We start from the raw sequence: 21,359 nt of genomic DNA, 5'->3' as shown, positions 1-21,359 counted from the left end.
TTCCAAACACAATGACAATGGAGACTGCCATGACCACTCGATCATTTGCCCGCTTCGCGATTGCACGCGCGTTGCCGCTGCTGCTGGCGTTCGGCTGGGGCGTCGCCCAGGCGCAGGCACAGGCGCCGGCACAAGTCGCCGCCGATCCGCCGGCGCGCGTTGCCACCCTCAGCCAGATCGAAGGCTCCGTGGTGTTCGCGCCCGCCGGCGAGACCGATTGGCTGGACGCCATCCCGAACCGCCCCATCACGCGCGGTGACCGGCTCTGGACGGACAAGGGCGCGCGCGCCGAACTGCACGTCGGCTCCGCGGCGCTGCACATGGACAGCCAGACTTTCCTGGATGTGGCCGCGCTGGACGCCGAGGCGCTGCAGGCCAGCCTGAACGCAGGCACCCTCAACGCCCGCGTGCGACAGGTGCAAAGTGGCGAGAACTTCGAGATCGACACGCCGCAGCTGGCATTCCGGGCGACCCAGCCGGGCGACTACCGCCTGGACGTCGATCCGGCGCAGGGCACAACGCGCGTGACGGTGCGCGACGGCGCCGCCTTGGTCTATGGCGCCAATGGCCAGGCGCAGGAACTCGTGGGTGGGCAGGTCGTGACGTTCACCGGCCGGGATCTTGAACGCGTCTCCGTGCGCGCCATGCCTGGCGAAGATGCTTTCGACCGCTGGGCCGCCGACCTCAACCGGGCCGAAGACCAATCGCTCACCGCGCGCTACGTTCCGCGCGAAGTCGTGGGCTATCAGCAGCTGGACAGCAACGGCACCTGGTCGCAAGACACCGACTATGGCCCCGTGTGGTACCCCCGCGTGACCGTCGCCGACTGGGCGCCCTATCGTTACGGCCATTGGGACTTCATCGCGCCGTGGGGCTGGACGTGGGTCGACGACGCGCCCTGGGGCTTCGCACCCTTCCACTACGGCCGTTGGGCCCTGATCGGCTCGCGCTGGGCCTGGGTGCCGGGCCGCATCGGTCCGCGCCCGGTCTATGCGCCAGCGCTGGTCGCATTCGTCGGCAGCGGCGGCAGTGCCACCTTTTCATTCGGCTCCGGCGTGGGTTGGTTCCCGCTCGGCCCGGGCGAGGTCTGGCGCCCCGCCTACCGCACGAGCCCGCGCTACATCAGCGGCGTCAACCGGTACATCGTCGTGGACCACCGCCATCGCGGCGATCATTACCTGTACCAGAACCGGCCCGGCGTCTGGACCTCCGTTCGCACGGAAGACTTCAGCCGCGGCCGTCCGGTGCACCGGCATTGGCAGCGCAACGGCGTCGCCGACGTGGGCCGCGTGCACGTGATGCCCCAGCCCGCCCTGCCGCAGCCGTACGCCAACCGCTATGCCGATATCCGCGCGTCGCGCCTGCGCGTGACGCCACCGCCACCGCTGGGCGTGAGTGCAGGTGTGGTCGCCAATCTCCCGCCACCGGTGTTCCAGAATCAGCTGCCGGGCCGTCAATGGCAGGAGCCGCGCCGGCAGCAGGAGCGGCAGGAAGATCAGCAGCGCCGCATCCAAATGCACCAGGAGCAGCGCGGGGCGCGTGAGCAGGAACGTGCCGTCCGTGAGCAGCAACGCGCGCAACGCGAACAGCAAATGCAGATGCAAGGCCAGCGCCAGCAGGACGAGCTGCGCCGCCAACAGCAAGCGCAGGAACACGCGATCCGCCAGCAGCAGATGCAGCAGGAGCGGGCGGTGCGTCAACAACAGGCGGCGCAGGACCACGCCGTGCGGCAACAGCAGCAACAGCTGCACCGCCAGCAGATGCAAGAGCAGCAAGTGCAGCAGCGCGCGATACGCCAGGCGCCGCCGCAAGGCGCATCGCCCGAAGCGCAGCAGCGCCGTGGGGGCGAAGGCAAGGGTGACGGACGCGGCGAAGGGCGTGGCGAAGGCCGTCAGGGCCGTGAGTCCCGCGACGAGGGCCGCGGGCAAGGCGGCGACGACGGCGGGCGCGGCCACGGCCGGGGCCGCAGCTAACTGCTAATGCGGGCTCTCATTGCGGGCTTGCCCCGCAATCCATGACCCCGAATTCGTTCTTTGGGTTCTGAGGCCGCGCGGCAAAGCTGTGCGTGGGCGGGTTTCGGCGCGCCGCCGCAGGCACGCCACCCGCCACTGCAACGCCGTGCACGGCCGGGCCGCGGCGCGAATAAAGCTCAGGCGCCCGCGGTGGACGGTCTTGCGGCCCAGCGTCGCTTGCGACGCGACCGTCTCATGCTCGCAAAACTTGTTTGAACGGAGCAAGGCGGAGTGAGTTGTTTTGCGCAGGGCCGCAAGACCGTTCAGCGCGGGGAATCCGGCTATAGGCGCGACAGCGCCGCAGCCGGACGCCGTAGCCATCGCGCCGCGGCCCGGCCATGCACGGCGTTGCCGCGAGGTCTCAGAGTGCGGGGTTTGGCACGTGCACGCGAGGCATGGATTTGCGGGGTCAAGCCCGCAATGACAAAGCGTCGCTCAGTTCACCGATTCGGGGTACGAAGAGCGCACCAGCGCGGTCGTCGACTTGTCTTCTTCGGGCGGCAGGTAGATGGTGGTGCGGTCGATCTTGGCGTCGTAGGCGGCCAGTTCGGCGCTGGCGCTACGAATCACGGCCTTGTCCAGCGGATGGCATTGCCGTTGGCTCAACCTTCTCAGAGATTCGGAGCTCTCGATCATCTGGCGCACCGTGCCCGGATCGGTCATCAGTGCAAAAGGATTGCCGGCCATTGCTTCTGTTCTCATTCGCTCAACTCCTGTGAGGTTCAAACCTTGTTGGTGTGGGGTGAACTTTGGCCGAGGCAGAGGTCTTGTAACGTCATCTGCCTTCGTTACAGCTTGTAGGACGCTTTCTCGCACACTCAGCAGTACGTCAGCGGTACATCAGCGGTACGAAGCAGGCGGCTTTCGTGCGTTGCACAATAGGCCCATATGCCCTATATGCCGCCGTTCATCGCACCTTCCCGCCACAGCGACCCGGTCAGCGCGCTGGATCAGGTCCGCACGATCTACACCCAGCAGATCGACCATTTGCGCAGCGCGATGCAGCGCTTCGTGGCCGGTGAAGCCATGCCCGGGCACGTGCGCGCCTGCTACCCGTTCGTGCGCATCCACACCGATACGGTGGTGCGCCAGGCCGCGCTGGAAGCCTCGGGGCTGTCGTATGGCTTCGTCGCCGGCGCCGGCCGGTTCGAAACCACGCTGACGCGGCCCGACCTGTACGGCAACTACTATCTGGAGCAGTTCCGGCTGCTGCTGCAAAACCACGGCGTCGAGCTGGAAGTCGGCACCAGCACGCAGCCCATCCCGATCCACTTCTCGTTTGCCGAGAACGACCACATCGAAGGCACGCTCAGCCCCGAGCGGCGGATGCTGATGCGCGACGTGTTCGACCTGCCCGATCTCGGCGCCATGGACGACGGCATCGCCAACGGCACCTGGGAGGCGCGCCCCGGCGAGGCGCAGCCGCTCGCCCTCTTCACAGCCGCGCGCGTGGACTATTCGCTGCACCGCCTGCGCCACTACACCGGCACCGCGCCCGACTGGTTCCAGAACTTCGTGCTGTTCACCAACTACCAGTTCTACATCGACGAGTTCGTGCGCCTGGGGCACGAGGAGATGGCCAAGGCGGACAGCGACTACACCGCGTTCATCGAACCGGGCAACGTGGTCACGCGGCGCGCGGGCATCACGAGGGAAGCCGCCGATGATTACGGCGCCGTGCCGCCGCGCCTGCCGCAGATGCCGGCCTACCACCTGACGCGCCCCAACCACGGCGGCATCACCATGATCAACATCGGTGTCGGCCCCGCCAACGCCAAGACCATCACCGACCACGTCGCGGTGCTGCGCCCACATGCCTGGATGATGCTGGGCCACTGCGCCGGCCTGCGCAACAGCCAGCAGCTGGGAGACTACGTGCTGGCCCACGCCTACGTGCGTGAAGACCACGTGCTGGATGAGGAACTGCCGCTGTGGGTGCCGATTCCCGCGCTGGCCGAAATCCAGCTCGCGCTGGAAAAGGCCGTGGCCGACGTGACCGGCTTCAACGGCGCGGACCTGAAGCGCATCATGCGCACCGGCACCGTCGCCTCCACCGACAACCGCAACTGGGAGTTGCTGCCCGGCAATGTGCCGCAGCGCCGCTTCAGCCAGAGCCGCGCCGTGGCGCTGGACATGGAAAGCGCCACCATCGCCGCGAACGGGTTCCGCTTCCGCGTGCCGTACGGCACGCTGCTGTGCGTCTCCGACAAGCCGCTGCACGGCGAAATCAAACTGCCCGGCATGGCCAACCATTTCTACCGCGAGCGTGTCGACCAGCACCTGCGCATCGGCATGCGCGCCATCGAGATCCTGCGCGACGAAGGCAGCCAGCGGCTTCACAGCCGCAAGCTGCGCAGCTTCGACGAGGTGGCTTTCCAGTAGGCGCCGTCTTTCGGCACCGAATATTCGTTCGCCTACACGGCTTTGAGGTAGTCGCGCAACTTCTGCTCGTCCTCCTGGAGCTGCTTGCGCATGAGCGAAAGAAACCGCTTCGCCGTGCCCGACAACACCTTGCCCGCCGGAATCGCGAGGTAGCACGAGAACGTCACGTCGATGCTCAATCGCCGGATCACCAGCCCACGCTCCGCGTAGTCCACCGCGGTGATGGGATTGATGATCCCTACGCCCAGCCCGCGCAGTGCCATCTCGCACACGCTCACCGCGTAGGGCGTATGAACGGCAACCGACAGCGAGACGCCGTGCTCGGCCAGCATGGCCTCCAGGCGCCGGCGGGACGCGTCTTCCGGATTCAGCGCGAGAAACGGCACTTCCGCCAATTGTTCGGGGCGGATGTGCTTGTGCCGCGCCAAAGGATGCCCCTTCTTCATCACGACGACACCGGCGAATCTGGCGAATGTCGTGGCTTCGAGTCCCTCCACCGACACTTCATCCGCCATCAGCCCGAAGTCGGCTTGCCCCGTCACAACGCGTTCACGAACCTCCTTGGAACTCAGGATCTGCAGCGACACCTGGGGCCGACCTTCAGCCTTGGTTGACGCGGCCAGCTTCTCCAGGCATCGGGGCATGAACCCCAGGCCAAAGGCCGGATAGCAAGCGACTTGCAGTTGGTCCAGCCCGAACTCGCGCAGGGTGCGGACCCGGTGTTCGATGGCGCTCAAGCCGACGAACATCCTCTCGACGTCGATCAGGAGGGCCTTGGCTTCTGGCGTGGGATGCAGCCGACCCCGCAGCCGCTGGAACAGCTCGAAGCCTGCCTCGGTTTCCAGCCGTTTGAGCGACTGGCTGACCGCGGGCTGCGTCACCCCGAGCAGCGCGGCCGCCTTGCGTGCGGAGCCGCTCGACATGAGCGCGCGGAAGGTCTCGATCTCGGTCACACGCATATAAATCCTGCTTATCAAGTGATAAGAACTCTATCAATCATCTTATCGCCTGCTTCCTAGACTGCCAATGCTCGATCACTACTCAGGAGAGAGAAAATGAACATTCGCATCGCACTGATTCCATCCCTGCTGCTGTTCGCCGCCGCGGCGCAGGCCCACGACTTCGGACCGGACATCGCCAGGTATCAGCAGCTGGCATCCGCCAAGAAGTTGGACAGCAAGGAAGCCATCCAGGCCCGGCTCGCGCTGGAGCGAGCCCAGGGCCAGATGGACCAGGCCGACATCAAGATGCTGCTGCGAATTCGCAGCCTGACCAACGCCGGCTTGCGCGAACTGGGCGAGCAGCCGGCCTTCCTGTCCAGCGAGTACAAGCGGCTCGAGGCGGCGCTGGCCAATCCCAAGGCGACCGATCCGGCCAAGATCGCCAAGGCGCGCGAGATCTTCGCGCAGCTCGCCCACGAGAGGCCGGTCTACGAGGCGCTGGAGACCGAGGCCGTCGAGAACATGAAGCAGGCCCTCAAGCTGATCGAAGCGGCCCCCTCCAAGTAGATCGATCCGCTCTCACGATCAGCTCACACACCTCCACACAATGAAAACAAAAAACCTGTTCAAGCCCGCGTTCGCCGCGGCGCTTGCGGCCGGCGCCTGCGGCGCTTGGGCGCAATCCTCCGTGACGCTTTACGGCATCGTCGACACCGCCGTCGAGCGCGCCTCCAACGGCGCCGGCGTTTCGGCCACTCGTCTGGTTTCCGGCCAAGGCTCGGCGTCGCGACTGGGTTTCCGTGGCACCGAAGACCTCGGTGGCGGCCTGCGTGCCATCTTCAGCCTGGAAGCCGCGGTGAACGCCGACAACGGCAGCGGCGCCGGCACCGGCGGCGGCCTGATGTTCAACCGCCAGAGCTGGGTCGGCCTGGGCGGCCACTGGGGCCAGGTCACCTTCGGGCGCCAGTTCCGGCCCGAGGCGCGCGCCGTCTTCGGCATGGACCCGTTCGATGCCGGCTCCGTCGCTTCGCCGCCCAACACCTATGCCAACACGGTGTTCCGCTCCGACAACGCCATCGTCTACGAGACGCCGCGCATGGCCGGTTTCGTCGGTCGCGTGATGTACGCGTTCGGCGAGCGCGCCGGTGGAGTCTCCGGCGCGCTGGATGATGTCGGCGCGTCGCTGCAGTACTACAACGGCCCGCTGTACCTCGCGTACGGCTATGACAGCCTGCGCAACGCTGCCGCGACGGATCGCCGCACCTGGCACTCCCTGGGCGGCTCCTACGATTTCGGTGCCGCCAAGCTCTATGGCGCCTACCGCATCCGCGAGGAAGGCGCGGCCAATCTGGACGAGGCCAACTACTGGATCGGCGTCGGCGTACCGATTGGGGCGCTGACGCTGCAGGCCACCGTCGGCCGCGTCAACGACAAGACCGCGCCGGACCGCGACGCCAAGGGCTACAGCATCGGCGCGGAGTACCTGCTGTCCAAGCGAACGGATCTGTATTTCCGCTACGCCAAGCTGCGCAACCAGAATGGCGCGACCTTCGGCCTGGACAACGGCCTCAACGGTCCGTCGCCGTCGTCGTTGGTCGCGGGTCTGCGGCACCGCTTCTGAATCTCCAGCCCTTCTTTTTTTACAACGCAGTAGTCAACGATGAACCCCCGCCGTTTCCAGCGCAACCCGCGCCTGTCCCACCTGCGTTGCATCAGCTGTTCGCACGTGCTGGACATCGGCGACTACCCCCGCGGCTGCCCGGTTTGTGAACGGACCCAAAAGCCCTCGAGCCTCGAAGCGGTCTACGCCGACCTGCCCACATCGCTGCAACCCTCCGGCTCCGGCTTTCGCTGGGGGGCGTGGTTGCCGTACCTCTCCGGCGTGTCGCTGGGCGAAGGCGAGACACCGTGCATGGAGTTGCCGCGCCTGGCCGCCGACCTTGGCGTGGCGCGGCTGAGCGTCAAGCACGAAGGCATGAACCCGACCGGCTCCCACAAGGACCGGATGTCGTCGCAAGGCGTCACGCGCGCACTGGATGCCGGCGCGCAGTCCGTGGTGCTCGCCTCCAGCGGCAACGCAGCCATCTCGGCGGCGGCGTACTGCGCCGCCGCGGGCCTGGCCTGCGAGGCGGCGACTTATCAGGCAATGCCTGAGACATTTGTGCGCGCCTTGCAGCGCCTGGGGGCGCGTCGCGTGGCCTTCGATCGCGGCGCCGACCGATGGGAGCATGTGCGCCGGCGAGTGGAGGATGACGGCGCGTTCGCTTTGACCAACTACTGCCTGCCGCCCGTCGGCAGTCCCGCCTTCGGTGTCGAGGGCTATCGCGCGATCGCACTGGAGTGCGTGGCCGACGGTTGCGTGCCTGATCACGTGCTCGTGCCCACGGCGCGCGGCGACCTGCTGTGGGGCATCTACAGCGGATTCCGGGACCTGCTCGCGGCCGGGCTCATCGAGAGGCTGCCACGGCTGTGGGTGGTCGAGCCGTTTGCGCGCCTGGCCAAGGTGCTGGAAGGCGCGCCGGCGCAAAACGAGTTTCCCGGCACGACGGCGCAGTTCTCGATCGCGGGCGGCACTGTGACGCTGCAGCAGCTGCACGCCGTGCGATCCAGCGGCGGTGGCGCGGCCGTGGTCGATGACGGCCAGGCTTTCCGCGGCGCGACCCGTCTCGCGCAGGAAGGCCTGTGGGTGGAACTCTGCGCCGGCTCCACCGTCGGCGCCTTGACGCAACTGCTGGCAGACCAGCGAATCGCCCCTTCCGAACACGCGTTGCTCATCCTGACCGCGAAGGGTGACCGCGATCCCTTCGAACCCGCTGCTTTATCCTGACTCGAAAGGCTTGACATGCTTCGCTCCCTCACTTCCCTGATCGTCGCGGCGGCCCTCACCGCCGCCACCACAATGGCGCACGCCGCCTATCCCGACAAGCCCGTGAAACTCATCGTGCCGTGGGCGCCCGGTGGCAGCACCGACGCCATCGCGCGGGCGATCGCGCAGCGCATGAGCGCCACGCTCGGCCAGAGCGTCATCGTCGACAACCGCTCCGGCGCATCCGGGCAGATCGGCACCGACGCCGCGGCCAAGGCCGCGCCCGACGGTTACACGCTCGCCATCGTGGAGTTGCCGCATGCCATCCAGCCGGCCGTGGTCGCCAAGCTGCCCTACGACCTGCTGCGCGACTTCACTCCGGTCAGCCTCGTCGGGACTTCGCCCCTTGTGCTGTTTGCGAATCCCGCCGAATTCAAGGCCGGCGATGCCAAGGCGTTCGTTCAGCGCGCCAGGAAGACGGCGGCGCCGTTGGCGATCGCGCACAGCGGTGCGGGCTCCAGCAGCCACTTGGCGGCGGAGGTGTTCGCATCGCGCGGCGCCTTCAAGTACGTCGCCGTACCCTATCGCGGCTCGGCGCCGGCCTTGACCGACGTGGCCGCGGGCATGGTGGCCGCGCATTTCGCTACGCTGGCGAGCGGCAGCTCCCTCTACGGCGCCGGCAAGCTGTCGCCGCTGGTGGTGACGGGCCAAGTCCGGCTGCCCGCCCTGCCCAATGTGCCCACCGCACGCGAAGCCGGTATCGATGGCATGGATTTCAACCAATGGTGGGCCGTTGTCGCGCCGGCGACCACGCCGATCGAGGTGGTCGAGCGGTTGCGCGCCGAGATCGCGGCCGCGCTGGCGCATCCTTCGACGCGCGAGCGGCTGAGCACGCTCGGTATCGACCTCAAGGCTTCATCCCGCGACGAACTGAGAACTTTCATGCGCGGCGAAGTGGCACGCTGGGGCGCGATCGCCCGCCAGGCCGGGGTGAAGCCGGAGTAGAGACCACTGCTGGGCTTTCGAGTTCGCTAGAATCAAAACGCGATGCCGTACCTTCGATTGTTCTTGGCCTGGATCGTCATGTTCGCGGTTCCCATTCAGGGATTCGCGGCTGCGTCCATGCTCTTCTGCGGGCAGGGGACGGCACACCACGCGCAAGTGCAAGTGCAAGTCGCCGCGGCAGAGCACAACCATGCGACCGGCACGCCTGGGCACGATCATGCGAAGCATCAGTCGGAGGCCAAGGCCCCGGCAGACAAAAGCATCGTCAAGACCAGCGTCGGCGCTTCCGCCTCGAACCTGATGCACAAGTGCAGCGCCTGCGCCACGTGTTGCCACGCAGTGGCCATTGCCCAGACTCCTTGGGTCGTGGCTCCGGACGTGCCCGGCCGCGCCGATCCGGGTGAGCCTCTGATGGCGGCGCACAGCCGGCCATTGCTCGTTCCCGACAAACCACCTCGCGCCTGAGCCCCCTGGCGCGTCGCGGCTGATGCCGCGGCGCCGGGATCACGCTCGTCCGTGCCGGCAATGCGACCCGGCACGCGCCATCCATTTCGCGCGAGGTTTACATGTTCCCCCTATCCCTTTTCTCCAGCCCAAGCTGGGCCGTCCTGCTCACTCTCAGTGGCGCACTGGCGGCCAACGCCCAGCAGACTGCGGCGCCGTCTGCGCCAGCGCCGGCGGCCCCGGCCGCTCGGCCCGCCGCATCGGCTGCGGTGGCCAACGGCCTGACGTACCGCTCCGCGCTGGAGGGCTACCAGCCATTCGCTGACCCAAAGCCGCTGGCGTGGCGCGAGGCGAACGACAACGTGGGCCGCATCGGCGGCTGGCGTGCCTACGCCAACGAAGCGCAAGGCACGGCCCCGGCCGGCCAGGGCCCGCACTCGGGCCACGCCAAGCCATGACGAGGACGGCCATGCCAAGAAAACTACGCTTCCCCGTTGCTGCCGCCGCCGTGCTGGTCCTTGCCGGCTGCGCCACCGTGAATATCGATGACGCCGTGCAGGAGACCAGCCGGGCCACGCCCGGCTTCACGAACGGCAAGCTCGAACTGTCACGCACGGACCTGCAGCGCCAGGCGCGCGAGCGGCTGTCTGTCGAACTGCTCGACAAGCCACTTTCCATGGACGATGCCGTGCAGCTCGCGCTGGCCAACAGCCCATCGGTGCAGGCATTGATCGCCCAAAGCTGGGCCGACATGGCGAACGCCAACCAGGCCGGCCGCATCGGTAATCCGATCTTCACCTTCGAGCGTGTGCGCGTCGGCCAGGAACTCGAGATCGGACGGCTGCTGTCGTTCGGGCTCTTGGATCTGCTCACGTTGCCGCAACGCCAGGTGATTGCGCGCAACCAGGTCGCTCAGGCCAAGACGCAGCTGAGTGCCAACGTCGTCGAACAGGTCAGCCAGGTCCGCCAAGCCTGGGTGCGCGCCGTGGCGGCGCGTCAACTGCTCGCATACGCCGAGCAGGTCAACCGAAGCGCGCAAGCCAGCGCCGAACTCGCCCGCCGCATGCAGCAGGTGGGCAACTTCACCCGATTGCAGCGCGCCCGGCAGCACGCTTTCTATGCGGATGCCACCTCGCAGCTGGCGTCCGCGAGGCACGCGGAAACCGCCGCGCGCGAGGAGCTGGTCCGCCAGTTGGGCCTGGCCACCGAACAGGCGCGCGGACTGAAGTTGCCCGACCGCCTGCCGGATCTGCCCAAGGAACCGAAGGCACCCGCCGACGTGAGCGCAGCCGCTTTGCAACAGCGTCTCGACGTGCAACTCGCCAAGCTGCAGCTTGAGGCGGCCGGGCGCTCGCAGGGCATTGCGTTACTTAATTCCTTGCTCGACCTGGAGGCCGGCGTGCGGCGCGACACCGTCTTCGACAATCGCGAAGGGACCCGGCAGACCGCGCGCGGCTTCGAACTCGAAGTCCGTTTGCCGCTGTTCGACTGGGGCGGACCGCAACGCGCGGCCATGAACGCGCAGTCTTTGCTCGCCGCCAACCGGTACGACGCGGTCGTTCGTTCGGCCTCGTCGCAGCTGCGCGAGAGCTACTCGGCCTACCGCACGGCGCTCGATCTGGCCAGGCATTACCGCGACGAGGTGGTCCCCCTGCGCGCCACGATCTCCGAAGAGAACGTGCTTCGCTACAACGGCATGCTGATCGGGGTTTTCGAGCTGCTGGCCGACAACCGCGACCAGATCGCGACCGTGATGGCCGCGATCCATGCCCAGCAGCAGTTCTGGCTTGCAGAGGCCGCCCTCGCCGCCGCGCTCATCGGCAAGCCCATCGCGATGGGCGCCACACCGGTTTCCACCCGAACTGGCAGCGCCGGCGAAGACGCGCACTGACCCCGACATGGATCACCCAATGAACGACAGACGAAATTTCCTCCGAGGCGCAGGCGCCATCACCGGCGCGGTGGCAGCCGCCTCGGTCAGCAAGGTCGCCATGGCCGCGTTGCCCGAGCCCACCCTCCGGACGAAGCCGGATACCGCCGCACCCTTGGCGCCGGACACCGGCCGCCCTTACAACCCGGTCGTCACGCTCAACGGCTGGACGCTGCCCTGGCGCATGAACAACGGCGTCAAGGAATTCCACCTGGTGGCCGAGCCCGTCGTGCGCGAGATGGCGCCGGGCTTCAAGGCCCACCTGTGGGGCTACAACGGCCAGTCGCCCGGCCCGACCATCGAGGTGGTGGAAGGCGACCGCGTCCGCATGTTCGTGACCAACAAGCTGCCCGAACACACCAGCGTTCACTGGCACGGCCAGCGCCTGCCCAACGGCATGGATGGCGTGGCCGGCCTCACCCAAAAGCACATCCCCCCGGGCAAGACCTTCGTGTACGAGTTCACCGCGCGGCGCCCAGGCACGTTCATGTACCACCCCCATGCCGACGAGATGGTGCAGATGGCGATGGGAATGATGGGCTTCTGGGTCACGCACCCGCGCGAACGCCATCCGCTGATCGACCCGGTCGACCGCGATTTCGTGTTCCTCATGCAGTCGTTCGACATCGAGCCCGGCTCCTTCACGCCAAAGATCATGACGATGCTGGACTTCAATCTCTTCGCGTTCAACACGCGGATTTTTCCAGGCATCGACTCGATGAACGTGCGCAAGGGAGACAAGGTGCGCATCCGCATGGGCAACCTCACGATGACGAACCATCCGATCCATCTGCACGGCCACGAGTTCGTCGTCACCGGCACCGACGGCGGGCCGACGCCGAAGAGCACCCGCTGGCACGAAGTCACGACCGATGTGGCCGTCGGCCAGATGCGGCAGGTCGAGTTCCTCGCCGACGAGGAAGGGGACTGGGCGTTCCACTGCCACAAGAGCCACCACACGATGAACGCCATGGGCCACGACGTGCCTACCATGATCGGTGTGGACCATAGGAAGGTGGTCAAGGAGATCACGAACCTCGTACCGGACTACATGGTGATGGGCGAGCGCGGCATGGCTGACATGGCCGAGATGACGATGCCGCTGCCGGACAACACGGCTCCCATGATGAGTGGCGATGGCCCGTTCGGCGCCTTGGAGATGGGCGGCATGTTCACCGTCCTCAAGGTGCGCCGCGACCAGAAGCCGGGTGACTACCGCAACCCGGAGTGGTTCAAGCACCCGCCCGGCACGGTGGCGTACGAGTTCACAGGCAACTTGCCCGCTGCGCCGCGCGCCAGCCATTCCGGATCCGGCTCCATGCCCGCCAGGACGGCACCGAACAACAGTTCCGCGCCGCGCAAGCCCGTGGAAGTCCAGATCCGCAAACCCCCATCCGGCCACTCGGGCCATTGACCCCTTTTGAAAGGACTCAAAAATGAAACGAATCAACGCACTGTGCGCCGTGGCCCTGATCGGCCTGTCGCTGGCGGCGGCCGCCCACGAAGGCGAGGACCACAACAAGAAGAAGGACGGCCCCGTCAAGAAGGAACAGAAAGACTGGGGCATCGCCGGTGATTCGAAGGCCGTGAAGCGGACCGTCGAAATCACCATGACAGACACCATGCGCTTCACCCCCGACAAGATCGAAGTAAAGCAAGGCGAGACGGTCAGGTTCGTTGTCAAGAACACCGGCAAGGTGATGCACGAGATGGTCATCGGCACCAAAAAAGAACTCGACGAACACGCCGCCCTGATGGCCAAGTTTCCGACCATGGAGCACGACGAGCCCTACCAGGCTCACGTCCCGGCCGGCAAGACCGGTGACCTGGTGTGGAGCTTCAACCGGGCCGGCGATTTCGATTTCGCGTGCCTGATCGCGGGCCACTACCAGGCCGGCATGGTGGGCAAGATCAAGGTCGTCGCCGATGCGAAGGCGCCGGCCCAAGCCAAGGGCCAGAAGAACTGATGCCCCACTGATCATTCATTGAAACGATGAAGGAAGTACATCATGAAAATCGCCCGATCGATTCTGGGAACGAGCCTGCTCGCAGTTGCCGCACTGGTGTCCACGCCTGCATTGACCCAGCCCGCGGATATGACCGACGCCGAGGTTCGCAAGGTGGACAAGGAGAACAGGAAGATCACGCTCAAGCACGGCCAGATCCGGAACCTGGACATGCCACCGATGACCATGGTCTTCAACGTCACGGACGACGCCATGCTGGACAAGGTTCAGCCCGGCGACAAGGTCCGCTTCCGGGCAGCCAATGACGGTGGGAAATTTACAGTCACCGAAATACAGCCGGTGAAGTAAGGCAGGCCAGCTGTGGTGAGCCTACTTGCACTTCTCGTGCATTGCCTGCGCGCGCTGACGCATTTCCGGCGCCATGGACTTCATGTGCTCCTGCATCATTGCCTGCTGTTCTGCCGGAGGTTTGCCGCTCATCATCTTCTTGTGCATCTCGCACATGGCCTGCATGTCCATCGAGCCGGTGTCCGAATGAGCATGAGCGTTGCTCTTTTGCGGTGCGGCACAGCCGGCCAGCCCCACTGCCAGGAGCGCGGATGAAACCAACGGAACTACTCGTGAAATCAGCTTCATGGAATTTCCTTCAAGGTTGACTGGGGGGAATGGAATGCTGGAACTCCACATTACGCGTGTCCCCCGCCCAGCCCATTGACATGGATCAACGTGCTTCGAACAGGACGAACTCAGCGGCGATTCTGGAAAAAAAGTTCTTGACCTTGACACCATGGGAGGGTTGATAGTTGCTTCATCACTTCAAAAGGACAAGCCATGGTTACCTTCCAAGTCAGCGATATCGCCTGCGGGCATTGCGCGAGCGCCATCGCCAAGGCGGTCTCCGCAGTGGATGAGTCCGCGCGCGTCGAGGTCGACGTCCCGCGAAAGCGGGTCCGCGTCAGCGGCGAAGCCGGATGCGGCTGTGGCTGTGGCTCCCGAAAGCCCGAGTCAGTTGAGGCAGGTCAAGCGTCTGCACCGGCCGCCGGCTCATGCTGCGGATAGTTCAGGAGCCGACCATGGACCAGCAGCACCCACGCCCTTCTTTCTGGAAGACGCCATTCGGCGTCGTCTCGACCATCGTCGCCGTGGTCGCGAGCGCCTACCTATGGGTTGCACACAAAGACCACGTGCTGGCGTTGCTTCCCTTTGCGTTTTTGGCCGCCTGTCCGTTGATGCACATCTTCATGCATCGCGGACATGATCACGGCGGCCATTCGCGTGGCGAGAGTCGGGACAACAATGGCCCGCGCAACAGCTAAGCATGGACACGATCATCGCGTGCACAGCGTAGCCACGCCGGCTTCGGCCGGTGAATACACCTGCCCGATGCATCCGCAGATCCGCCAAATGGGGCCGGGCAGTTGCCCGATCTGCGGCATGGCACTCGAGCCCGTCGTGGCAAGCGGTGACGCAGGCGACAGTCCCGAACTGAGGGACATGACCCGCAGGTTCTGGATCGGCTTGGTGCTCACCTTACCGGTGTTCGCGCTGGAAATGGGCAGCCACGTCCTCGACATCGGCCATTGGCTGCGGCCCCAGACTTCGAACTGGATACAGATGGCGCTTGGCACGCCTGCCGTGCTGTGGGCAGGATGGCCCTTCTTCGTACGGGCCTGGGCGTCCGTGCGCAACCGCAGTCTCAACATGTTCACCTTGATCGCACTCGGCACGGGCGCGGCCTGGATCTACTCGATGGTGGGCACGCTCGCCCCGGGACTGTTTCCCGCTGAACTGCGCGGCGATCACGGGGCGGTCGCCATCTACTTCGAAGCCGCCGCGGTGATCACTGTCCTGGTCCTTCTCGGCCAGGTGCTTGAGCTGCGCGCCCGTGAGAAGACTTCGGGCGCCATCAAGGCCCTTCTGGACCTGGCCCCCAAAACCGCGATCCGCGTCCGTGCCGACGGATCGGACGAAACGGTTCAGATCGACGCGATCCAGGCCGGTGAGCGGCTGCGGGTTCGCCCGGGCGAGAAGGTGCCGGTGGACGGCGAGCTCGTCGAGGGCAAAGGCACGGTGGACGAATCGATGGTGACCGGTGAACCCATGCCCGTATCCAAAGTGCCAGGTTCCAAAGTCACCGCCGGAACGATCAACCAGACCGGCGGCTTTGTGATGCGTGCGGAAAAGGTGGGCGCCGACACGCTGCTTTCTCAGATCGTGCACATGGTCGCGGCCGCACAGCGCAGCCGCGCGCCCATTCAACGCATGGCCGACCAGGTGGCCGGGTGGTTCGTTCCAGTCGTGATCGCCGTGGCCCTGGTCACTTTCGCCGTGTGGCTGCTGTGGGGGCCCAGCCCCGCGCTCTCTTATGCGCTGATCACCTCCGTGGCGGTGCTCATCATCGCGTGCCCTTGTGCGCTGGGTCTCGCGACGCCCATGTCCATCATGGTGGGGGTTGGGCGCGGTGCCCAGCATGGCGTGCTGATCCGCGATGCCGAGGCTTTGGAGCGCATGGAGAAGGTCGACACGCTGGTCGTCGACAAGACCGGAACGTTGACCGAAGGCCGGCCCAAGGTCGTGCACATTGAACCGGCGGTGGGGTTTGAGGCTGAAGACGTTCTTCAGAAGCTCGCGAGCGTGGAGCGCGCCAGCGAACACCCGCTGGCGATGGCCGTCGTGGCCGCGGCCCAGGATCGCAAGCTCCCTTTCACTGAAGTGACCGACTTCGACTCTCCGGTTGGCAAAGGCGTGGTCGGCAGCCTTGGCGGGGTCCAACTTGTGAGCGGGGCAGCCAAGTTCCTTGCCGAGCACCGCATCGATGTGTCGCCACTTCAGGCCGCCGCAGAGGAACAGAGGGCACGATCCGCGACGGTCATTTTTGTGGCTTGGGACCGCAGGCTTGCCGGATTCGTCGCCATCGCCGATCCGATCAAGCAGACCACGGCTGCAGCCCTCCACGCACTGCGCGAAGCGGGCGTCAGGATCGTGATGCTCACCGGCGACGGGAAGACCACTGCCCTGGCGGTGGGCGAGCAGCTCGGGATCGACGAAGTCGTCGCGGAAGTGTTCCCGGAAGACAAGGCGAAAATCGTCCAGCGACTGCGCAGCGAGGGACGGATCGTGGCGATGGCGGGGGACGGCGTGAACGACGCGCCCGCACTGGCCGCCGCGGAAGTCGGGATCGCCATGGGCACCGGCACCGACGTCGCGATGGAAAGCTCCGGGATCACGCTGCTGAAGGGCGACCTGCTGGGCATCGTGCGCGCGCGCCGGCTGTCGCGCGCCACCATGCGAAACATCCGTCAGAACCTTTTCCTGTCCTTCGTTTACAACGTGGCCGGCGTGCCGCTCGCTGCCGGGGTGCTCTACCCGTTCTTTGGCTGGCTGCTCTCACCGATCATCGCGGCCGCGGCCATGGCGCTGTCGTCCGTGAGCGTCATCGCCAACGCACTGCGGTTGAGGACCGTGCGAGTGGAAGAGGACTCGCTCAGGGCCGAAAAATGAGCGCCGGCTCTCAACTTGATCCAGCTCCCAAGGCCCGCCAACGGCCGGTTCCCTGAAGCCGCTGCGGACTGCGCTCATTTCAGCGTTGCCGTGTTCCACCGAAACACACGAGGAGCGGCCTCCCCTTCGCGCCTGATCCGAACCTCGACGAGGCCGGCTGCGCCTGCGGGCGCGGCAAAGGTGAGCAAGCCTTCACGGTGGTGACCTCCCGCGCCAGGACCCTGCCAGGCAATCGGCTGGATCTCCCGGCCGTCGACCACAAGCACCGCTGTCTTCTGGAGATCGTCTTTAAGGTCTTCGGCATGGGTGTCCAGGACGACTGCGAACTCCCATACTGCGCCGGAAAGGGTTTTGGGCGTCACCTTGACGGTGACGCCACGCTCGACCGTGGTCTGTGTCCCCGCAGCGTCGGTCTGCGCGAATGCCGGCAGGTGCAAGCCTGCAGCCGAGATTGCGAGTGCGGCGCCTGCGGCTGCCAGGAGTTTGCTGATGCGAAAAGATTTCATGATTGCTACCCCAAGAGTTGAAACAGGCTGAGCCAATGGGTCGAACGGCCCAAAGCTTTCGATGCGTTCGGACAAGCCCAGGTTATGGCAGCAGCTTCGACCCTGACTTGAGGCAGGTCAAAGAGGCTTTTCCTTGGTCGCCCGAATGCCGCCGCCAACCGGTTGAGGCCGCGGCCGGCGCGGCCATCGGGCTGACGGACGAGCAATACCAGGCGGCTAGCGGCCCACCCGTCCGGGCAATGAAAGGTCGCCCGACGCGACCTTGAACACGTTGACCACGCACAGCAGCGGCGCGTGCACGCTGGCATTCACGCGCAGCCCGGCGGTGACGCCATCGAAGCGCGCTTCCTGCACGGCCCCGATGTCGTCGAAGGGCACCCGCACTTGCAACGTGCCCTTCCTGAACGAGGGCTGCCAGCCCGGGCTGTCGATCAGGAGTGGCAGGCCGGGCCAGGTCTTCGGCACGCGCGGCTTGCTGCCTTCGGGGATGTCGACCACCTTCAGCGCGCGCGGCCCGCAGGCCTCGTCGGGCTGGAGCACCACCCAGTGCGAGTGCCACAGCTTGCCGTCGTTTCCCGGATTGCCATCGCCGTCCTCGTCGAACAACGGCGTGTCGTCGAAATCGGGATGCGCTGTCACGGCGAACGCGAGGATGCCGGACTTCGGTTCGAACCCGACCGTCGATGGGTCCAGGCTGGTCGGCCAGACATAAGAGAACACGCTGGCGCCCGCGAGCTTTCCGCTTTTTGAAGGCTTCAGCGCCCCGGCCTTTCCGGATACGGCCATGTGAAACACCGCGGTGTTGCCCTCGGTCGTGATCTTCGTGTGGACGATGTCGTACGGCGCCTTGACGGCGGGCGCGGCTTGGCTCGCCAGTCCCCCGGCGTGGTCGCTGCCGTGCGCCAGGCTGCCCTGCGCTGAGATTGCAAGGACCAAGGCCGCGGCGAGTGGGTGAAGGTGGATCCGGTGTGTCATGTGTTGTCTTTCGGTAATTGCGCGATGTGCTGCGACGCACCGCATCAGTGTCCGGCCTGGTCTCGTATGATTAGCGCCATTCAGTCCATGTTTCATACCAAATCATCCAAGTGAAGCCCCCGACCCTGCTCCCGCCCATCGACCGGCTGTCGGCGCTGCTGGAGCGCTTTCGCGTGCGCGCCCATCTCTTTCACAGCGGCGCGCTGTGCGGTGTCACCCACTTCGCCGCGGAGCCCGGCCGCGGCTTCCTGCACGTGCTGCGACGCGGCGAATTGGTCGTCACGCACCGCGGCCGTTCCGGCGTGCCAAGAAAAATCAAGGTGGCCGAGCCCACGCTGCTGTTCTACCCGCGTCCGCTCGAACATCACTTCCACAACGCGCCCTCCGAAGGCGCCGAATTCGTATGTGCCACGTTGGACTTCGAAGGCGGCGACCGGCATCCACTGGTTGTGGCGTTGCCGCCCGTCATCGTGCTGCCGCTGCGCTCGGCCGAAGGGCTGGAGCACACGCTGGCATTGCTCTTCGCCGAATCAGAACGGCTGCGCTGCGGTCACCGCCTCCTGGCAGACCGGCTGTTCGAAGTGCTGGTGCTGCAGCTGCTGCGCTGGCTGCTCGATCACCCGCAAGAGGCGGGCATCCCGCGCGGCTTGCTGACGGGGCTCGCCCATCCCAAATTGGCCCGCGCGTTGACGGCGTTGCACGAGCGGCCGGGCGAGCCCTGGTCGCTGGCGTCCATGGCCGAGGCGGCCGGCATGTCCCGGAGTGCGTTCGCCTCGGAATTCAAGGCGCTGCTCGGAATCGCGCCCGCCGACTACCTGCTGCGCTGGCGCGTCTCGATCGCGCAGACGATGCTGGCAGGCGGCGCATCTGTGAAGGAGGCCAGCAGCGAACTGGGCTACGCGAGCGCCGCCTCTTTCTCGCGCGCCTTCGCGCAGGCGTCGGGCTCGTCGCCGAGGGCTTGGCTGGCGAGCCGGCCGGTGCATTAGCCGCCCGAATACCGGCGCCAACCGGTTGAACCTGTTGGCTTATTGCCGCGCATCTCTCCAGAATGGTCGTCACAACGACAGGAGACAGCCATGCGCATCGGCGTGCCCAAGGAAATCAAGAACCATGAATACCGCGTCGGCCTGACGCCGGCCAGCGTGCGCGAGCTCTCCGCGCACGGGCATGAGGTGTGGGTGCAGGCCGGCGCCGGCGCGGCCATCGGGTTGGCCGACGAACAGTATCAGGCGGCGGGCGCACAGATCGCCGGGGCGGCGAACGACATCTTCGCCCACGCCGACATGATCGTGAAAGTGAAGGAGCCCCAGCCGCAGGAATGCCGCATGCTGCGGCCGGGCCAGATCCTCTACACCTACCTGCACCTCGCGCCCGATCCGGAGCAGACCCGGGCGCTGGTCGAATCGGGCGCCGTGTGCATCGCCTACGAAACCATCACCGGCCCCGGCGGCGGGCTCCCGCTGCTCGCGCCGATGAGTGAGGTTGCCGGCCGGATGTCGGTGCAGGCCGGCGCGCATTACCTGGAGATCGCGCACGGCGGTCGCGGGGTGCTGCTGGGCGGTGTGCCGGGCGTCGCGCCGGGCCATGTGGCCGTGATCGGCGCGGGCGTCGTCGGAACGCACGCGCTGCAAATGGCACTCGGCCTGGGTGCACGCGTGACGGTGCTGGACAAGAACGTTGACCGTCTGCGGCAGCTGGACCTGGTCTTTGGCAACCGCATCACCACGCTCTACTCCACCGCGCAGAGCATCGAGGACGCGGTACTCGATGCGGACCTGGTAATCGGCGGTGTGCTGGTGCCGGGCGCCGCGGCACCCAAGCTGGTGACGCGTTCCCACATCTCGCGCATGAAGAAGGGCGCGGTGGTGGTGGACGTGGCGATCGACCAGGGCGGCTGCTTCGAAACATCGCACGCGACGACGCATGCTGAGCCGGTGTACGGGGTCGACGGAGTAGTGCATTACTGCGTGGCCAACATGCCCGGCGCGGTGGCGCGCACGTCCACGTTCGCCTTGAACAACGCCACGATCGGCCATGCCCTCGCGCTGGCGGACAAGGGCTGGAAGGCGGCGCTCCAGGACGATGTGCACCTGCGCCGCGGGCTCAATGTGTGCCAGGGGAAAGTGACGTATGAGGCGGTGGCGCGCGACCTGGGGTATCCGTATGTGGATGCCGCGACGCTGTTAGGTTGACGCCGGCGCCGGCTGGATATACATTGTCTTTGTGTATATCCAGCCGAAAGGCGCGTCATGCAAGTTTCAAAGTGGGGCAATAGTCTTGCCATCCGGTTGCCCGCCGCGGTCGTGGACGTCCTGCAACTGCAGGAAGGTGACGACGTGGAAGTGGTGGTCGCCGGCGAACGGAGCTTCCAGGTCCGGAAGAAGCCGGGCAACGGCGCGCTGCTGGCGCGCCTGAGGCGTTTGCGCGGCAAGCTGCCTGCCGATTTCAAGTTCGACCGCGACGACGCCCATGCCCGCGGCTGAGGCGTTTGTCGACACCAACGTTCTGCTCTACCTGCTGTCCGCGGACAGCGCAAAGGCCGATCGGGCCGAAGCGCTGGTGGGCGGCGGCGCGCGGATCAGCGTGCAGGTTCTCAACGAACTGACCAACGTAGCGCGGCGCAAACTGGCCATGCGTTGGGAAGAAATCGACGAGTTGGCCCAAGCCATCCGCGCCTCTTGCCCCGTCGAGCCGCTGACGGTGGAGACGCACGACACAGGCAGGCGCCTGGCGGAGCGCTACAGCCTCAGTGTGTACGACGCCATGATCGTCGCGTCCGCGTTGGTTGCGAATTGCACCACGCTATTTTCGGAAGACATGCAGCACGGCTTGCTGATCGACCGCACGCTGCGCATTCGCAACCCTTTTCTGGATTGACGACCGAATCGCT

At 66.1% G+C, this 21,359-nt stretch carries 24 protein-coding genes; 19 read left to right on the top strand and 5 right to left on the bottom strand.

All coding sequences use genetic code 11. From position 1 onward, the window contains the following. The first annotated feature begins 29 nt into the window (after positions 1–29). A complete protein-coding gene (locus EEB15_RS01395) occupies positions 30–1,973 on the top strand; it encodes a DUF6600 domain-containing protein (protein ID WP_141507736.1) in 1,944 nt (647 codons plus the stop codon). A 474-nt stretch (positions 1,974–2,447) separates the two neighbouring features. Here EEB15_RS01395 and EEB15_RS01390 read toward each other — a convergent pair whose 3' ends face one another. Beyond that, the gene (locus tag EEB15_RS01390) at positions 2,448–2,714 is read right to left on the bottom strand and encodes a hypothetical protein (protein WP_141507735.1); all 267 of its coding nucleotides are present in this window, start codon (positions 2,712–2,714) and stop codon (positions 2,448–2,450) included. Positions 2,715–2,900: 186 nt separating this feature from the next. Here EEB15_RS01390 and EEB15_RS01385 point away from each other — a divergent pair, with 186 nt between their 5' ends. Beyond that, complete coding sequence (locus tag EEB15_RS01385) at positions 2,901–4,394, top strand: AMP nucleosidase (protein ID WP_141507734.1); 1,494 nt, start codon at positions 2,901–2,903, stop codon at positions 4,392–4,394. Positions 4,395–4,426: 32 nt separating this feature from the next. On the opposite strand, the gene EEB15_RS01380 is transcribed toward EEB15_RS01385, so the two are convergent. Continuing rightward, a complete protein-coding gene (locus tag EEB15_RS01380; RefSeq protein WP_141507733.1) occupies positions 4,427–5,353 on the bottom strand; it encodes a LysR substrate-binding domain-containing protein in 927 nt (308 codons plus the stop codon). Positions 5,354–5,449: 96 nt separating this feature from the next. Here EEB15_RS01380 and EEB15_RS01375 point away from each other — a divergent pair, with 96 nt between their 5' ends. The 10 genes from EEB15_RS01375 (at position 5,450) to EEB15_RS01330 (ending at position 13,835) form a co-directional block, all read left to right on the top strand. Further along, a complete protein-coding gene (locus EEB15_RS01375) occupies positions 5,450–5,902 on the top strand; it encodes a hypothetical protein (protein ID WP_141507732.1) in 453 nt (150 codons plus the stop codon). A gap of 40 nt (positions 5,903–5,942) precedes the next feature. Next, positions 5,943–6,956, top strand: coding sequence for a porin (locus EEB15_RS01370; RefSeq protein WP_141507731.1), 1,014 nt, complete (start codon positions 5,943–5,945; stop codon positions 6,954–6,956). Positions 6,957–6,995: 39 nt separating this feature from the next. Continuing rightward, positions 6,996–8,162, top strand: coding sequence for a pyridoxal-phosphate dependent enzyme (locus tag EEB15_RS01365; protein ID WP_141507730.1), 1,167 nt, complete (start codon positions 6,996–6,998; stop codon positions 8,160–8,162). Between the two features lie 15 nt (positions 8,163–8,177). After that, positions 8,178–9,146, top strand: coding sequence for a tripartite tricarboxylate transporter substrate binding protein (locus EEB15_RS01360; protein WP_141507729.1), 969 nt, complete (start codon positions 8,178–8,180; stop codon positions 9,144–9,146). Between the two features lie 42 nt (positions 9,147–9,188). Beyond that, positions 9,189–9,611, top strand: coding sequence for a hypothetical protein (locus tag EEB15_RS01355; RefSeq protein WP_141507728.1), 423 nt, complete (start codon positions 9,189–9,191; stop codon positions 9,609–9,611). Between the two features lie 101 nt (positions 9,612–9,712). Beyond that, the gene (locus EEB15_RS01350) at positions 9,713–10,048 is read left to right on the top strand and encodes a hypothetical protein (protein WP_141507727.1); all 336 of its coding nucleotides are present in this window, start codon (positions 9,713–9,715) and stop codon (positions 10,046–10,048) included. An 11-nt stretch (positions 10,049–10,059) separates the two neighbouring features. After that, positions 10,060–11,481: a TolC family protein gene (locus tag EEB15_RS01345; RefSeq protein WP_141507726.1), complete on the top strand. Its 1,422-nt coding sequence runs from the start codon at positions 10,060–10,062 to the stop codon at positions 11,479–11,481. Positions 11,482–11,500: 19 nt separating this feature from the next. Further along, positions 11,501–12,934 (top strand): multicopper oxidase family protein, encoded by a 1,434-nt coding sequence (locus EEB15_RS01340; RefSeq protein ID WP_141507725.1) that lies wholly within the window; start codon positions 11,501–11,503, stop codon positions 12,932–12,934. A 22-nt stretch (positions 12,935–12,956) separates the two neighbouring features. After that, entirely contained in the window at positions 12,957–13,487 is a 531-nt protein-coding gene (locus EEB15_RS01335; protein ID WP_141507724.1) for a plastocyanin/azurin family copper-binding protein, read from the top strand. A 42-nt stretch (positions 13,488–13,529) separates the two neighbouring features. After that, a complete protein-coding gene (locus EEB15_RS01330; protein WP_141507723.1) occupies positions 13,530–13,835 on the top strand; it encodes a copper-binding protein in 306 nt (101 codons plus the stop codon). Positions 13,836–13,856: 21 nt separating this feature from the next. Here EEB15_RS01330 and EEB15_RS01325 read toward each other — a convergent pair whose 3' ends face one another. Further along, the gene (locus tag EEB15_RS01325) at positions 13,857–14,123 is read right to left on the bottom strand and encodes a hypothetical protein (RefSeq protein ID WP_141507722.1); all 267 of its coding nucleotides are present in this window, start codon (positions 14,121–14,123) and stop codon (positions 13,857–13,859) included. A gap of 195 nt (positions 14,124–14,318) precedes the next feature. On the opposite strand from EEB15_RS01325, the gene EEB15_RS01320 reads away from it, so the two are divergent. The 3 genes from EEB15_RS01320 to EEB15_RS01310 are packed head-to-tail and all read left to right on the top strand — an operon-like array spanning position 14,319 to position 16,988. After that, entirely contained in the window at positions 14,319–14,546 is a 228-nt protein-coding gene (locus tag EEB15_RS01320) for a heavy-metal-associated domain-containing protein (protein ID WP_141507721.1), read from the top strand. Positions 14,547–14,560: 14 nt separating this feature from the next. Then, positions 14,561–14,803, top strand: coding sequence for a DUF2933 domain-containing protein (locus tag EEB15_RS01315; protein ID WP_141507720.1), 243 nt, complete (start codon positions 14,561–14,563; stop codon positions 14,801–14,803). Then, positions 14,742–16,988, top strand: a complete 2,247-nt coding sequence (locus EEB15_RS01310; RefSeq protein ID WP_370283265.1) for a copper-translocating P-type ATPase — start codon at positions 14,742–14,744, stop codon at positions 16,986–16,988. The genes EEB15_RS01315 and EEB15_RS01310 overlap by 62 nt, the downstream gene beginning before the upstream one ends. Before the next feature lie 74 nt (positions 16,989–17,062). On the opposite strand, the gene EEB15_RS01305 is transcribed toward EEB15_RS01310, so the two are convergent. Together EEB15_RS01305 and EEB15_RS01300 are read right to left on the bottom strand one after the other, a co-directional pair. Then, entirely contained in the window at positions 17,063–17,569 is a 507-nt protein-coding gene (locus tag EEB15_RS01305) for a hypothetical protein (protein ID WP_141507718.1), read from the bottom strand. Positions 17,570–17,710: 141 nt separating this feature from the next. Then, entirely contained in the window at positions 17,711–18,469 is a 759-nt protein-coding gene (locus EEB15_RS01300; protein ID WP_141507717.1) for a hypothetical protein, read from the bottom strand. 110 nt (positions 18,470–18,579) lie between these two features. On the opposite strand from EEB15_RS01300, the gene EEB15_RS01295 reads away from it, so the two are divergent. The 4 genes from EEB15_RS01295 to EEB15_RS01280 all read left to right on the top strand — a co-directional run bounded on the left by EEB15_RS01295 (position 18,580) and on the right by EEB15_RS01280 (position 21,346). Beyond that, positions 18,580–19,455, top strand: coding sequence for an AraC family transcriptional regulator (locus EEB15_RS01295; RefSeq protein WP_233259296.1), 876 nt, complete (start codon positions 18,580–18,582; stop codon positions 19,453–19,455). 90 nt (positions 19,456–19,545) lie between these two features. Continuing rightward, a complete protein-coding gene (gene ald / locus EEB15_RS01290; RefSeq protein ID WP_141507716.1) occupies positions 19,546–20,661 on the top strand; it encodes an alanine dehydrogenase in 1,116 nt (371 codons plus the stop codon). Between the two features lie 57 nt (positions 20,662–20,718). Beyond that, positions 20,719–20,952: an AbrB/MazE/SpoVT family DNA-binding domain-containing protein gene (locus tag EEB15_RS01285; RefSeq protein ID WP_141507715.1), complete on the top strand. Its 234-nt coding sequence runs from the start codon at positions 20,719–20,721 to the stop codon at positions 20,950–20,952. Then, entirely contained in the window at positions 20,939–21,346 is a 408-nt protein-coding gene (locus EEB15_RS01280; protein ID WP_141507714.1) for a PIN domain-containing protein, read from the top strand. Before EEB15_RS01285 ends, EEB15_RS01280 begins: the two co-directional genes overlap by 14 nt. Positions 21,347–21,359 lie beyond the last annotated feature (13 nt).

Origin of the sequence: Ramlibacter sp. WS9 (assembly GCF_003797765.1) — a bacterium.
Classification (GTDB): Bacteria; Pseudomonadota; Gammaproteobacteria; order Burkholderiales; family Burkholderiaceae_C; genus Ramlibacter.
This window is presented reverse-complemented; position numbering and strand designations above follow the sequence as displayed.

Coding starts and splice junctions, on each gene's coding strand:
- EEB15_RS01365 (WP_141507730.1), top strand. CDS start 6,996: ATGAACCCCCGCCGTTTCCAGCGCAACCCGCGCCTGTCCCACCTGCGT.
- EEB15_RS01280 (WP_141507714.1), top strand. CDS start 20,939: ATGCCCGCGGCTGAGGCGTTTGTCGACACCAACGTTCTGCTCTACCTG.
- EEB15_RS01355 (WP_141507728.1), top strand. CDS start 9,189: ATGCCGTACCTTCGATTGTTCTTGGCCTGGATCGTCATGTTCGCGGTT.
- EEB15_RS01395 (WP_141507736.1), top strand. CDS start 30: ATGACCACTCGATCATTTGCCCGCTTCGCGATTGCACGCGCGTTGCCG.
- EEB15_RS01390 (WP_141507735.1), bottom strand. CDS start 2,714: ATGAGAACAGAAGCAATGGCCGGCAATCCTTTTGCACTGATGACCGAT.
- EEB15_RS01285 (WP_141507715.1), top strand. CDS start 20,719: ATGCAAGTTTCAAAGTGGGGCAATAGTCTTGCCATCCGGTTGCCCGCC.
- EEB15_RS01320 (WP_141507721.1), top strand. CDS start 14,319: ATGGTTACCTTCCAAGTCAGCGATATCGCCTGCGGGCATTGCGCGAGC.
- EEB15_RS01360 (WP_141507729.1), top strand. CDS start 8,178: ATGCTTCGCTCCCTCACTTCCCTGATCGTCGCGGCGGCCCTCACCGCC.
- EEB15_RS01335 (WP_141507724.1), top strand. CDS start 12,957: ATGAAACGAATCAACGCACTGTGCGCCGTGGCCCTGATCGGCCTGTCG.
- EEB15_RS01350 (WP_141507727.1), top strand. CDS start 9,713: ATGTTCCCCCTATCCCTTTTCTCCAGCCCAAGCTGGGCCGTCCTGCTC.
- ald (WP_141507716.1), top strand. CDS start 19,546: ATGCGCATCGGCGTGCCCAAGGAAATCAAGAACCATGAATACCGCGTC.
- EEB15_RS01300 (WP_141507717.1), bottom strand. CDS start 18,469: ATGACACACCGGATCCACCTTCACCCACTCGCCGCGGCCTTGGTCCTT.
- EEB15_RS01375 (WP_141507732.1), top strand. CDS start 5,450: ATGAACATTCGCATCGCACTGATTCCATCCCTGCTGCTGTTCGCCGCC.
- EEB15_RS01380 (WP_141507733.1), bottom strand. CDS start 5,353: ATGCGTGTGACCGAGATCGAGACCTTCCGCGCGCTCATGTCGAGCGGC.
- EEB15_RS01315 (WP_141507720.1), top strand. CDS start 14,561: ATGGACCAGCAGCACCCACGCCCTTCTTTCTGGAAGACGCCATTCGGC.
- EEB15_RS01310 (WP_370283265.1), top strand. CDS start 14,742: ATGATCACGGCGGCCATTCGCGTGGCGAGAGTCGGGACAACAATGGCC.
- EEB15_RS01385 (WP_141507734.1), top strand. CDS start 2,901: ATGCCCTATATGCCGCCGTTCATCGCACCTTCCCGCCACAGCGACCCG.
- EEB15_RS01370 (WP_141507731.1), top strand. CDS start 5,943: ATGAAAACAAAAAACCTGTTCAAGCCCGCGTTCGCCGCGGCGCTTGCG.
- EEB15_RS01345 (WP_141507726.1), top strand. CDS start 10,060: ATGCCAAGAAAACTACGCTTCCCCGTTGCTGCCGCCGCCGTGCTGGTC.
- EEB15_RS01330 (WP_141507723.1), top strand. CDS start 13,530: ATGAAAATCGCCCGATCGATTCTGGGAACGAGCCTGCTCGCAGTTGCC.
- EEB15_RS01325 (WP_141507722.1), bottom strand. CDS start 14,123: ATGAAGCTGATTTCACGAGTAGTTCCGTTGGTTTCATCCGCGCTCCTG.
- EEB15_RS01340 (WP_141507725.1), top strand. CDS start 11,501: ATGAACGACAGACGAAATTTCCTCCGAGGCGCAGGCGCCATCACCGGC.